This window comes from Providencia sp. PROV003, from assembly GCF_045040775.1.
GTDB classification, from domain to species: domain Bacteria; phylum Pseudomonadota; class Gammaproteobacteria; order Enterobacterales; family Enterobacteriaceae; genus Providencia; species Providencia huashanensis.
Genome location: NZ_CP096369.1, coordinates 170,858 through 183,833 on the forward strand (window position 1 = coordinate 170,858; position 12,976 = coordinate 183,833).

General features: G+C 42.3%; 12 protein-coding genes. 5 read left to right on the forward strand and 7 right to left on the reverse strand.

Translation table 11 applies throughout. The features are described from left to right. Positions 1 to 7 precede the first annotated feature (7 nt). The gene (gene rtcR / locus M1F14_RS00695) at positions 8 to 1,588 is read right to left on the reverse strand and encodes an RNA repair transcriptional activator RtcR (RefSeq protein ID WP_181469053.1); all 1,581 of its coding nucleotides are present in this window, start codon (positions 1,586 to 1,588) and stop codon (positions 8 to 10) included. A gap of 486 nt (positions 1,589 to 2,074) precedes the next feature. Between rtcR and M1F14_RS00700 the strand changes: the two genes are divergently transcribed. The 3 genes from M1F14_RS00700 to M1F14_RS00710 are packed head-to-tail and all read left to right on the forward strand — an operon-like array spanning position 2,075 to position 5,228. Continuing rightward, entirely contained in the window at positions 2,075 to 3,193 is a 1,119-nt protein-coding gene (locus M1F14_RS00700; RefSeq protein WP_042848432.1) for a slipin family protein, read from the forward strand. Between the two features lie 2 nt (positions 3,194 to 3,195). Further along, complete coding sequence (locus tag M1F14_RS00705) at positions 3,196 to 4,422, forward strand: RtcB family protein (protein ID WP_042848433.1); 1,227 nt, start codon at positions 3,196 to 3,198, stop codon at positions 4,420 to 4,422. Positions 4,423 to 4,433: 11 nt separating this feature from the next. After that, on the forward strand, positions 4,434 to 5,228 hold the full coding sequence (locus M1F14_RS00710) for a nucleotidyltransferase domain-containing protein (RefSeq protein ID WP_042848434.1): 795 nt from the start codon (positions 4,434 to 4,436) through the stop codon (positions 5,226 to 5,228). Positions 5,229 to 5,315: 87 nt separating this feature from the next. Here M1F14_RS00710 and M1F14_RS00715 read toward each other — a convergent pair whose 3' ends face one another. The 5 genes from M1F14_RS00715 to M1F14_RS00735 form a co-directional block, all read right to left on the reverse strand. After that, entirely contained in the window at positions 5,316 to 5,771 is a 456-nt protein-coding gene (locus M1F14_RS00715; protein ID WP_071547663.1) for a DoxX family protein, read from the reverse strand. Positions 5,772 to 5,963: 192 nt separating this feature from the next. After that, positions 5,964 to 6,530, reverse strand: a complete 567-nt coding sequence (locus tag M1F14_RS00720) for a molecular chaperone TorD family protein (RefSeq protein ID WP_042848437.1) — start codon at positions 6,528 to 6,530, stop codon at positions 5,964 to 5,966. 37 nt (positions 6,531 to 6,567) lie between these two features. After that, positions 6,568 to 7,467: a DmsC/YnfH family molybdoenzyme membrane anchor subunit gene (locus M1F14_RS00725; RefSeq protein ID WP_181469051.1), complete on the reverse strand. Its 900-nt coding sequence runs from the start codon at positions 7,465 to 7,467 to the stop codon at positions 6,568 to 6,570. Continuing rightward, positions 7,464 to 8,102, reverse strand: coding sequence for a DMSO/selenate family reductase complex B subunit (locus M1F14_RS00730; protein WP_042848441.1), 639 nt, complete (start codon positions 8,100 to 8,102; stop codon positions 7,464 to 7,466). The genes M1F14_RS00725 and M1F14_RS00730 overlap by 4 nt, the downstream gene beginning before the upstream one ends. Continuing rightward, entirely contained in the window at positions 8,099 to 10,519 is a 2,421-nt protein-coding gene (locus M1F14_RS00735) for a DMSO/selenate family reductase complex A subunit (protein ID WP_181469050.1), read from the reverse strand. Before M1F14_RS00735 ends, M1F14_RS00730 begins: the two co-directional genes overlap by 4 nt. Before the next feature lie 192 nt (positions 10,520 to 10,711). Between M1F14_RS00735 and M1F14_RS00740 the strand changes: the two genes are divergently transcribed. Both M1F14_RS00740 and M1F14_RS00745 read left to right on the forward strand, forming a co-directional pair. After that, positions 10,712 to 11,485 (forward strand): helix-turn-helix domain-containing protein, encoded by a 774-nt coding sequence (locus tag M1F14_RS00740; RefSeq protein WP_042848444.1) that lies wholly within the window; start codon positions 10,712 to 10,714, stop codon positions 11,483 to 11,485. A 134-nt stretch (positions 11,486 to 11,619) separates the two neighbouring features. Further along, positions 11,620 to 12,240 carry a flavin reductase family protein gene (locus tag M1F14_RS00745; RefSeq protein ID WP_042848445.1) on the forward strand — a complete coding sequence of 207 codons (621 nt, stop codon included), beginning with the start codon at positions 11,620 to 11,622 and terminating at the stop codon, positions 12,238 to 12,240. A gap of 59 nt (positions 12,241 to 12,299) precedes the next feature. Here the strand turns inward: M1F14_RS00745 and M1F14_RS00750 are convergent, their stop codons facing one another. Continuing rightward, the gene (locus tag M1F14_RS00750; RefSeq protein WP_226693419.1) at positions 12,300 to 12,812 is read right to left on the reverse strand and encodes an ATP-binding protein; all 513 of its coding nucleotides are present in this window, start codon (positions 12,810 to 12,812) and stop codon (positions 12,300 to 12,302) included. Between the last annotated feature and the right edge of the window lie 164 nt (positions 12,813 to 12,976).

The following is a 12,976-nucleotide window of genomic DNA, read 5'->3' on the forward strand; positions in this document are numbered from 1 at the left end:
TTTCTTTTTATCCCTTTCTCACCCCATCCCAATCTAACCCAAACTTTGCCAAATATTTTCGCAGCCTATCTGCATCATTTGGCTGTTTTTTATGTTGCCGTGAAATGGCAAACAGCTCACGCCCCGCTTCTGACAAAGAAGATGAACGCCGGCAAACTTCCAGCACGGTTGCTAACTGTTGCTGGTCGAATAAATCAATTTCGCCAATTTGCTTTGGTAATGTATTGGTTGATTTTGACTGCCATTGAGCTTGCAAACGGCCAATTTCCTCTTCGGCTACCGCTTTGGTAATACGCCCGCGTTCAGCAAACGTTGCCATTCGGTTAATGGAGGCACCCAACTCACGGAAATTTCCACGCCAATGGGCTTGAGGGGAACAGGCAAACTTCACATAAACGTTTCGAGCTTCGCTATCAAAACGAATTTGGCTTTGTTGGTCTTGGCAAAATTTGGCTAATTCATAATCAATATTCGGTTCGATGTCTTCACGGCGGTCACGCAAGCCCGGTAAGGCAAATGTCCACATATTGATACGGGCAAATAAGTCTTCACGAAATTTGCCCTCTTCCACTTGCTGCGCCAAATTACGGTGAGTCCCTGCAATTAATTGAAAGTCACTGTGAATTTCTTCATCTGAACCATAAGGAAAAAAGCTTTTCTCCTCAATGGCTTTCAATAGCATTGCTTGTTCATCTAGCCCAAGTTCCGCAATTTCATCGAGAAATAAAATACCGCCATCCGCTTCTTTCAGTAACCCACGCCTTGGGTTGATTGCCCCTGTGAACGCCCCTTTTACATGACCAAACAGCGTCGACATAGCGTTATCACCACGAAGCGTTGCACAGTTTACTTCCACAAATCGCCCTTTAACTTGATGGCGGCTTTCACGCAGTTGATAAATTCGCCGAGCTAAGAAAGACTTCCCCGCCCCCGTTGGCCCATTGAGTAAAATCGGGGCTTTAGAGCGTAATGCGACGCGTTCGATTTGCTCAATCATGGTATTAAATGCCGCGTTGCGGGTGGCAATACCCGATTTTAAAAACGAAACCTGCTGTTGCTGCTCTGTTTGGAAACGGCTGGTGATATGGGCGTAACGGCTAAGATCAAGGTCTATCACCGCATGAATACCGGCAGGGTCTTTCTCCCGCCCCTTTTGGCTTGGGGAGGTTTGAATTAACTTCGCAGGCAGGTAATGAGCCTCGGTTAATAAGAACCAGCAAATTTGCACCACATGGGTACCCGTAGTGATATGTACCAGATACTCTTCATTATCAGTATCAAATTGATAATGCGAAGAAAAATCCAGTAATGAGGTATAAACCTCTTCAAAATCCCACGGGTCAGCAATATCCACCTCATGCAGTACCACTTCCGTATTGGGAGAAGCTTGTTCAATGTCCTCTTTCACCCGGCGCGCCATGCCATAGTCATTCACCTGATGCAGTAATTCAAAACGACCAATATCCAAATTAGGCTGTTGGCAAAGGCCAACCGTTGGCCGCCATTTTGTCCAGCGATTGGCTTTTTTGCCTCTTCTATCGAGTACTGTGCCCAATACACCAATGACCACTTTGCGTTTCTTATTCATGATGAGTTTATATAAATTTATAAAATGCGATATAAAAAGATAATAAATAGCCTAATTCATTTCTCTTGGTAATGTTAGTAAAATTTAACCAGATATATTTATTTGTTATTTTTCAATAATATAAAATTTTTTAACTTACTTTAATAAAAGTTGGCACGCTTCTGGCAATTATATCTTCATCCACTGCCGGAAATTGTCTGAACTTCGAGTTCAACCGGTGCAGACATGGTGACTCAGTCACTACATGGTCTGTATGCCGCCGTCAGTAAGATACCTTGGTAATAGCCTAGCTATCAGGTTCGACTCCTGAAAAAAATACAAATCCAACTGTATAAAACTAAGCAGAAGTTAAGCTTGAAACCGCCACTCGAGAGCTTTGCCGAGTGATGAGCAGAAATTTAGACAGCCAATTTTGGCACTCTACTTTTCCCCTCACCACTTCGCTTTTTTCTTCAGTGCCGGATAAATATTGAAAAAGGAAAAATAATGAAAAAAATAAATATCGCTCAAGGACAAATCGCATTGACCGCTAAAAATGGGGATTTTAAACAATTACTGACTGCGGGTGAGCACCGTTTAAACGATTGGTTTAATCAATTGACGGTGTCATTGTTCACACTTGATAACGAACCTATTGATGAAAAACTGGCAGACCACTTACGCCAATTTCACCCTGATTGGGTTGATGATCACTGTATTGACATCGCTTTGACTGATGACGAGATTGGTTTTATATACTTGCACAATAGTTTGACAGAAATACTGCCACCTGCGAGCCGTCGGTTGTATTGGAAAAATGGCAATAATTTAAAAGTGGAGCCGCAGTCGCTAGAAAATAGCGTTATTGACTCTGTATTCGTTGCACGTCTGATGGGTAAAAAACGCATTAAAGGCAATGAGTTGGCCTTAATTAGCCAAGTACCTGCATGGCATGTCGGTATGCTAAAAATTGATGGTGAGATACAAGATTTATTACAACCGGGAACTTACGGTTATTGGAAAATCAACCACAAACCGGAAGTTGAGATAATAGACACTCGCTTACAATCATTAGAAGTTAGCGGACAAGAGATTTTAACCAAAGACAAAGTCACATTACGCATCAACCTGTGTGCCAACTGGCGCTATCACGATGTTTTGCTGGCATTCTCAAAACTGAGCCAGCCTGTAGAGCATTTATATCGTGAATTGCAGTTTTCAATACGAGAAATCGTGGGTACCCGAACCTTAGATGAACTTTTAGAAAACAAGCAGTTAATTGATGAGTTGATGTTGATTCAAGTCGCGCAGTGCGTCGTTGAGTTTGGCTTAGAAATCGATAGTATCGGTGTAAAAGACATCATTTTGCCGGGGGATATGCGCACTATTTTATCTCAAGTCGTTGAAGCCGAAAAATCGGCACAAGCTAACGTGATCCGCCGCCGTGAAGAAACCGCCGCGACTCGTTCACTGTTAAATACCGCAAAAGTGATGGAAAACAACCCAGTTGCGCTGCGTTTAAAAGAACTTGAAACCTTAGAAAGTATCGCACATCGAATCGACCAAATTTCCGTTTATGGTGGGTTAGATCAAGTATTAAACGGATTGGTAAAAATTAAGGAATAACAATGAATAACAATAACTTTAATCAATTAATTCAAGAAAATGGCGTGCCTGTAAAAATGTGGACCAACGGCGTGCCTGTAGACCCGAAAGCGGTAACACAACTACAAAACACCGCTAAAATGCCGTTTATTTTTAAGCACCTTGCGGTAATGCCGGATGTACACGTTGGAAAAGGTTCGACGATAGGAAGTGTTATACCAACCAAAGGGGCGATTATCCCTGCGGCAGTTGGCGTGGATATTGGCTGTGGGATGATTGCCGTGCGTACATCATTAACAGCGGCTGATTTACCAGATAGCCTGCAAAATATTCGTTTCGCTATCGAAGCGGCGGTACCACATGGTCGAACAACCCACCGCCATGGACGTGATAAAGGGGCTTGGTATCGTACACCGGATATTGTCGATACCCACTGGGCGCACTTGGATGAAGAGTTTAAACGTATCTGTGATAAATACCCAAAACTACGTAACACTAATCATTACAAACATTTAGGGACATTAGGAACGGGGAACCACTTTATTGAACTGTGTTTAGATGAACAAGACCGTGTATGGGTAATGCTACATAGCGGGTCACGCGGGGTGGGAAATGCGATAGGTAACTTGTTTATCACGCTGGCACAAAAAGATATGCAACAGCATATCGCCAATTTGCCGGATAGAGACCTTGCTTACTTTGAAGAAGGTAGTGTGCACTTTAATGACTATATGGAAGCAGTGGGTTGGGCGCAAGACTTTGCTCGCCATAACCGTGAAGTAATGATGCACCGCGTATTGGAAGCACTATCACGTGAAATTCCAAAGCCGTTTATCACAGAACAAGAAGCCGTAAATTGCCATCATAACTATGTGCAAAAAGAACAGCACTTTGGTGAAGAAGTACTGGTAACCCGAAAAGGCGCGGTATCTGCACGAAAAGGCCAAATGGGGATCATTCCAGGGTCAATGGGGGCGAAAAGTTTTATTGTGCGCGGTTTAGGTGACGAAGAAAGTTTTTGTTCATGCAGCCATGGTGCAGGACGGGTCATGAGCCGGACAGAGGCTAAAAAACGTTTCTCTGTAAGTGACCAAAAAATAGCGACAGCCCATGTTGAGTGCCGAAAAGACAGTGATGTGATTGATGAAATACCGATGGCTTATAAAGACATTGATGCGGTGATGGCTGCGCAGTCCTCACTGGTAGAAATTGTTCATACCCTACGCCAAGTAGTGTGTGTAAAGGGATAAAAGGAGAAAGCATGGAAACTAGCCATGAAAGTATATCCGTGCTGATGAAAGAACGGATAGGTAAAACACTTAAAGAAATAGAAGAAACTCACCACGTTAAAATACTCTTTGCGTGTGAGTCGGGTAGTCGCGGTTGGGGCTTTGCCTCCCGCGATAGCGACTATGACGTCCGGTTTATCTATGTTCACAAACTTGATTGGTACCTAACATTGGATAAAAAACGCGATGTGATAGAGAAACCAATTGATGATGAGTTAGATGTGTCGGGTTGGGAGCTTTCTAAAGCATTGAAATTAATGCGAAACTCAAACCCCGCATTAATCGAGTGGCTACACTCACCCATTGTGTATTTTAAGGATGAGGCATTTTTTACTCAACTAGAGCAACTGGCTGCACAATTTTATTCGCCACTAAAATCACGTTATCATTATTTATCAATAAGTAAGCGCAATTTACATACTGATTTTAAAGGCAAACAAGTTAAACTGAAAAAATACTTTTACCTATTGCGTGCTGTATTAGCATTACACTGGATAGAAAAAAGTAAAAACATGCCTCCAATGGCATTTTCAGAATTGGTGACTGCAACAGTCTCAGATAAATCAGTACGATTAGAAATTAATGAGTTGTTGGCGATAAAAAGCCAATCTGACGAAAGTCATTATGGTGCGAGACGGCCAGCTATAGACCAACTCGTATCAGAGACTATGACTAATGCAGAGCGAATGCAATTCCCTGAACCCGCTTGCCGTGATAGCCGTTTACTAGATAGTTTTTTCCGTACAGTTGTATTAGAAAATAACTAGCTATTGGTTATTCAAAAAAATAGACCATCAGAATATTTTTGATGGTCTTTCTTTAAAGGCAATGTCAAACACTTAAGAAAAATAATATTACCGCCAGCATGGGTTCTTCATAATTGAGAATTTCCCTGCGCCCATAAATGCCAATGCAATCGAGCTTAAGAAGAAATAAACAATACTTTCGATAGCCCAAGCGCCGGTTTTATCGAGTAAAAAAGTTTTATCCAAACCAATCATTAGCCATGCAACAACCATGGTAAACGCCACTAATAAAGCTGATGGACGCGTTAAAAAACCTAAAATAATAAAAATTGGGGCAACCACTTCACCTAAAATAGTCCCATAGGCAATAAATTCAGGTAAACCGTAAGAAGCCAGCAATGCCTTAATACCACTAGCCCCTGTTAATAATTTACTCATACCATGGAACAGCATTAGCCCACCAACCGAAAGGCGTAATAGCAACCTTCCTAAATCTTCATGAGACAATAAACGATTACATAGATTGACCACTTTATACCCCCTTAGAATATTTAAGCACATCATTAAGTAGTATGACTTAAAAACGTATTATGGCTTAGAAATATAAAGTAAGAATCATTTTAATTTGCATTTCTTATAACTAAATCAATTTTCATTTAATTATAATTTATTAACCTTTAACTCGTTCAAATATTACGTTTAATTAACGATTTAAACATCAAAAATATTGATCAATTAAGCCTAACATTAAAAACTTTATGAACAATTTTTTACCGTGACCAGAGCAAGCTCAGTCAACGCATTATAAAAAAGGCTCTGGTTTGTTCGATTTAATTGCTCAGAAAACTGTGGTAACCAACTTTCTAAATGTTCATGCAATAATTCTTTTAATGCCTCTTCTCTCACTTGTGAAGCTAAAACCGCCGCTTGAAATAACATTAAACCAACATGGTCTGACGGTTCTGGATAAGGTGTTTGTACCGTCAAACGCTCACGTTTTAAAAAATCACTTAGCGCCGCTGTTGATGAGCCTTGCAATACCCCTTCAGGGTCTAAATATACCGAGCCCCATGGTGGGGCTGGTAATGCATTTGGCCCAATAAATAGCGCTGTCCACTGAGTATTTAACGTCGCGATATCTATTTTAAGTGACTCCGTAATACGACGACTAAGTTGAGAACTTATTTTACAGGGCCACTGAGAGGCAAAATCATCGAGCTTGAAAAAATGAATAGCATAATCAGCTGCGTCGTCCTCTGGTGAAAATAAATAACAAGTACCCAATATATTAAATGCTGCTGCATAGTGTGAAAAATGGATCATACAACGGGTTATTTCCTAGGTAATAGCGGTTATTCATTTAAAGATGAATAGTATAAAAACAGTAACGTAACAGAAATTCAGCAACAATAGCGGCAACACAGCCTACAGCAAAATAAACCTGACTCGCTGATGCATGAATACCCAGCGTTGTTTGCCGAACTTGGCGATAAACCCCATACCCTAAAACCACGATAGCCAATATGCCAATTAACCAACTCCCTATGCGTAATGACCAAATTCCTTGATAAGCACGGATAGAATCAATAGGAAAGGTAATAGATTCATTATGATAGCCAGTGTGTAATAAATAGCTTTCGTATGCAGGCTGATAAACTAAACGCGCTAATAAGCTAAGAGCAATAACTGCCCATAATATCCACAACCCTCGGACTGGAATTTGCACATCAAGTGAACCAACATTAAAACGCAATAACATATTGATGAGTAAATAATACCCCGCTGCTCCCGCGGTAAGCATCGTGCCGTAAAACATCAAATAGGTGTTATCATTCATCCAAGTTAACATTGATGTATACCGATAAATTGACGCCATAGCATACACATCACAGAGCCCAACAATAATGGCTAACCCTAACAACAGATATGACAATTCCTTTTTGAACCATAACCATAAAAAAGTCAGCCCAAGAAAAGCAAAGTAGCTTGCAGTGAGTACCACTTCACGACTTAACCAAGACGAGAAAATATTTAACAGTGAATTAGGGGCATTAAGTGGCACGCCTAGGTGCGTAATCGAAGATAACAATCCAACACCAGCAAGCACACAAGCAACCAATAAATACCATAAGAAAAACTGTGAGTTAATTTTCCCCGCTAACGCCGTGGATAATTTTTTCGCAAAGACCCCCAACATCACACTCAGCCCAATGGATGTTTGCATTAAAAATGTGAATAACAATAATGGCCATTCATTCATTTGGCATCTCCTTGTAAGTCTTGAGTACGACCCGCCCCTTGATGTGGGTGGATCACTAAATTGGGATGGGTAATTGAGGAATCTGGTAACCCACGGACATCCGCTTGGTCCCCATACTGTTTTCTTAGTTCATCAATGGGGCCAAACTGAATAGCCCCTAACGGGCAAGTCGCGACGCAGACGGGTTGCTCCCCTTTTAATTGCAAGTCGATACAAAAATCACATTTCGACATTTGCTTAGTTTCAGGGTTCATTTGAGGAGCACCATAGGGGCAAGACCAAGCGCAGGTTCCACAACCAACGCATTTGTCAGTGTTAACCATGACGATGCCGTCCCCTTCACGTTTATGCATAGCCGTCGTTGGGCAATTCTTTACACACATCGGGTCAGCACAATGGTTACATGAAATGGATAACGTATAAGCAAACACATTATTCACCAGCCCTCCTGTGCCGTTTTCAATAAATTCTCCCCCCGTTACTTCGTAAACACGGCGATACTTACGCCCCACATCAAGGTTATTTTTATCTTTACAAGCCACCTGACACGCTTTGCAGCCTGAACAGCGCGCCGAATCAATATAGAACCCTAACTGTTTGTTACTGACAGCGGGATAAACGTGGAATTTACTCATGCTTTAGTTACCTCCACCAATAAAGTTTGATGGGCATTACCATGTGCCATTGCTGTACTACGTGCCGAGGTTAAAACGTTAGCACAACCACCTTGGTCAACCCCGTTCTCATCGGGCTGCCACCATGCTCCGGCCTGCAAGGCAACAACACCCGGCATAATGCGCTGAGTTATTTTGGCAGGCACCATGGTGACACCACGGTCGTTATTCACCTTGACGCGTTCTCCATCTGTAATGTTTCGTCGTTTAGCATCAATCGGGTTGATCCACAGTTCTTGTCGCTGTACTTCTTGTAACCACGGGTTAGCAAATTGCGTTGAATTGGCACGATTACGGCCTTTCCATGTAATTAGTTGCAATGGATAACGAGTCGTGAGGGTATCTTCAGGCCCTTCAATGGCAGGCACGTAATGTGATAGTGCTGGAATATCCGCATCCTGACGCTCATAAAGGCGTTTAGAGAAAATTTCGATTTTCCCTGATGGCGTTTCAAACGGGTGGTTTTGTATATCTTGGATATTTTTCTCAAAAGCAACATGCCCCACATGCGGCTGATGCTTTAATAGATGACGGCGTTTTACCAAGAGTTCATCAAAGCTAGGAATATTATCTTCTGGGCGTTTTTTGTGCGCATCATTCACCAGATGTTCTATCCATTGCTTTTCTGTTCTACCTTCACTGAATACGTCACCTACTCCTAACTTTTCTGCGACTTCACATAACCATTCATAGTCACTACGGCGTTCAAATTCAGGCTCGATGACTTTTTCAGATAAAATGATGTAATTACCCGTCCCCCATGTGCCCCCGACGTTCCAGCGTTCTAAGAAACTGGTTTCAGGAAGCAAAATATCGGCATATTTAGCACTCGGTGTCATATATAAATCGCTGTAAACGATAAATTCGACTTTGCTTTCATCTTCCAGCACTTTAGCGGCATGCAAAATATCCGGATTCTGATTAGTCATATAATTACCCGCTAATGAAAAAATCATTTTGATTTCGGTATCGAGTTTTTCTGCATTTTTCAAACCGTTATCAGGGGTCACTAAATCTTTATTTTCACAGGCTTGAACCCAATTAGTGATATTGATTTTTGCTTTCACTGGGTTCTCAAATAAACTTGGGCCCGCTAAGGTTTTACGTAAATCAGGAGTGACTGCCATACCGTAGCCAGCAGCCCAACCGCCTTTACGCCCCACATTACCGGTAATAGTCGCCAACAAAGTCGCCCCTCTCGCTGAGCGCTCACCACAAATATGACGTTGAGGCCCCCAGCCCTGCATTAAGGCGGCAGGTTTGGTATTGGCATATTCACGAGCGAGTTGGCGAATAGTCTGTGCAGGGACCTTTGTAATCGGCTCTGCCCATTCAGGGGTTTTCACAATTCCATCTTTTTTCCCCATTAAATAAGCTATTAATGACTCGTTCTCGGGGACACCTTCAGGCATCTGATGTTCATCAAACCCGATGGTGTATTTATCAATAAAGGCTTGATCATGCAGGCCTTCGCTGATGATCACATACATCATCGCATCCATCATCGCGTTGTCTGTGGTGGGTAAGATAGGGACCCATTGATCAGCTAAGGATGATGCGGTGTCCGAGTAACGCGGGTCGACAACGATAAATTTAGTGCCATTCTTTTTCATCTTTTGGAAATAATGATTTGAATGACCAAAAATCGTTTCGTTAGGGTTGTGCCCCCATAGGATCACTAAAGGCGTATCTTCTAAGGTATCTAAGGTACTACCACTCGCTGAGGTGCCATAAGTATATGGCGTGACTGCCATGGTATTGCCATTACTCACTGAATGGTAATTTTCCAGAAAGCCCCCCGTTAAGTTAAATAAACGGCGTAGCATGTTGGCACCAGAAAAAATACCGCCGGTTACCCCCGTACTCAAACTGACAAAACGCGATGCTGGGCCATATTGCGTATTAATACGCTGCATATTATCTGCAATTAACGTCGTCGCTTCTTCCCAGCTAATACGTTCAAAACGCCCTTCACCACGTTTACCAACCCTTTTCATTGGGTATTTCAAGCGATTTGGATGATAAACAAATTTTCGATAGCTACGACCACGTACACATGCACGCATGATCGGCATCTCTTCATCAAGGTCGGCATCAGGGCGTGTACTTATGCGTGTAACGACCCCCTCTTTGACATGTGCTCGAATATCACATTTTCCACCACAGTCAAAACTACTACAGGTTGATACGATGCGTTCCGCTGAGTTTTGAATGAGCTTAGTAGGGATGATCTCTGGGTCTTCTGGTGTTGAGGCAATGGTTTTAGCAGCAATAAAGGGGACAGCCATGAGTGCAGAGCTGCCTTGAATAAACCGACGGCGGGTTAGTGGTTCGATCAGATGTGTTTGGCTATCATTCCGATCTAGGTAATTTTTCATAGTAACTCTACCTCTGGCGTACATTAGGTTGCCGCGATAGAGTAAACATTTCCCTCTTAGCCAACTTTCGAAAAATTGCCAAACACATCGGAATTTCAGCCAACCATATAAAACATGTGGTTATATCAATAAAAATTGCCTATATTCATAAAACCAACAACAATATTTGAATCTCAGCCAACAAAATTGCCTATGCGAAATATTCCACTGAAAACAATTGATGCGACGCCTCGTGATGTTCTCGCCATTGGAACCGATTACTTACCGAATGTACTCTTGAGCTCTCATGTTCACCGTCGAGCTCAGTTTCTCTATGGTGCTACCGGGCTAATTGAAGTCAGCACCGCAGATGGCGAATGGGTGATCCCACCAGATAGCGGAGTTTGGATCCCCTGTAATACTCCCCATGAAACACGTATGCTGAATGTCAGCACTCGTAGTTTATATATCGAGCCAAAAGCAGCGCCGCGTAGGGGGAATCGATGTGAGGTATTACGGGTATCTCCATTACTTCGTCAGCTATTGCTTGAAGCCGTCGATACCCCGCTCGAATATGACTTAAATGGTCGTGATGGCGCAATGTTCCAACTTATTTTACATGAAATAGCACAAGCGGAGCCGCTTCCTTTCTATGCCCCCATCCCCCGAGATGAGCATTTAGCAACACTGTGTCGTGAGTTTTTGAAATCACCACAAATTACCTCTCTTCCCCAAGAATGGGCAGCAAAACTCCATAAGAGTGAGCGCTCGTTTAGTCGTTTTTTTGGAACTCAAACAGGGTTGTCTTTCTCTGATTGGCGGCAACAAGCTTGTTTGTTAAGTGCAATCACCCATATTTCTGCTGGGAAGTCGATTACTGAAGTGGCATTTGATTTGGGCTATAGCAATGTGGGGTCATTTTCAACCATGTTTAAAAGGTGGTTAGGGCAAAGCCCATCAAGTTTTATTCAACGAATTTCTGGGTAAGCTTGCCTCAGATAGTGCTCAATCCTGAGCACTATCCACTGACTGCTAACTTTATACATTGATTGCCTTTTTCATTTTTTACTCTTACGCCTCCTAATATTATCCGTTAGGATAAAACAAAAAAGGAGCGTGCAATGACCACTCAGTTTTATAGTTATCAACCCACAAAAGGCCACGGGCTTCCTCATGACCCTATCCCATCGCTCATTGGCCCCCGACCAATTGGTTGGATTTCAACTTGTGATAGCCAAGGAAGAACAAACCTCGCACCTTACAGTTTTTTCAATATTTTCAACTACTCCCCTCCAATATTGGCATTTTCAAGTGTTGGTAAAAAAGATTCCGTCACCAATGCGATTGAAACGGGAGAATTTGTTTATAACCTCGCAACACTGGCGCTTGGTGAACAAGTGAATATGAGTAGCGCGACTCTGGCACGTGGTGAAAGCGAATTTGCCTTAACCCAACTATCAACATTACCATCCACATTAGTTTCTCCTCCACGTATTGCACAAACACCCGTATCAATGGAATGCATTGTCACTCAATATCAACAACTTAAACGGGCTGATGGCCAACTGTTAGATACTTGGATGGTAATGGGTGAGGTCGTGATGGTGCATATTGATGAATCAGCCCTACGAGATGGACTATATGACTGTGCAGGGCAAAAACCTCTGCTACGAGCGGGTGGCCCAGCAGATTATTATTGGATAGAACAACAGCAGAACCTAAAAATGTATCGCCCTAAATAACTTAAAATTAGAGTGGTCAATATTGTCTGGCTATTAACCACGTTAGTCCCTTCCCTTTATCAGTAGAACTTACACACTAGTTGCTCACTGCTATCTGGATAGGAAAAGTGCGCCGTAATTAAGTCAAACTGTGCTTCAGAGGTTTGAAATGGGTTTTCCCCTGTTAAATTACGCGCTGCTAACCTTGCTTTGCACTTTTGATTATCAACGTTTAATACATGAAAAACATAAGATGCACCAGATGATTGCGCTAAAGATTTCAACCATTGGCGCTGGGTGGGCGTGTTTGCAGGGAAATCCATCACGACGGTATTACCCGCAGCAACAAGGTGCTGAATATGCTTTTCTAGCACTTTTTTCACTAAAGCACTTTTTTCAATATAATCAGATAGTTCTTTAATTTCATTAGGATATAGTGCAGAAAGCCATTCGTCTTCGCACAATAAAATAGTACGAGGCTGTTGCGATAGTGTTTTCGCTAAGGTGGATTTGCCTGATGCGATTTTCCCACAAAGAAAATGCAACTGGGGTTCACTATTAGGCTGTTGAGGTGCTTGTACTGAGTTCATCATAAATTCCTTGTTGGTCACTAACCAGACAAGAACAAAAAACCCGCCTTGTCTGGCGGGTTTAGGATGTAGCTTACCCCCACCACTATGTGATGGTAATAATAATGCTTAAGCCTGCTACAACCGAATACATATTTTTTACTAACCTAGAAAGAGGGACAGGCATA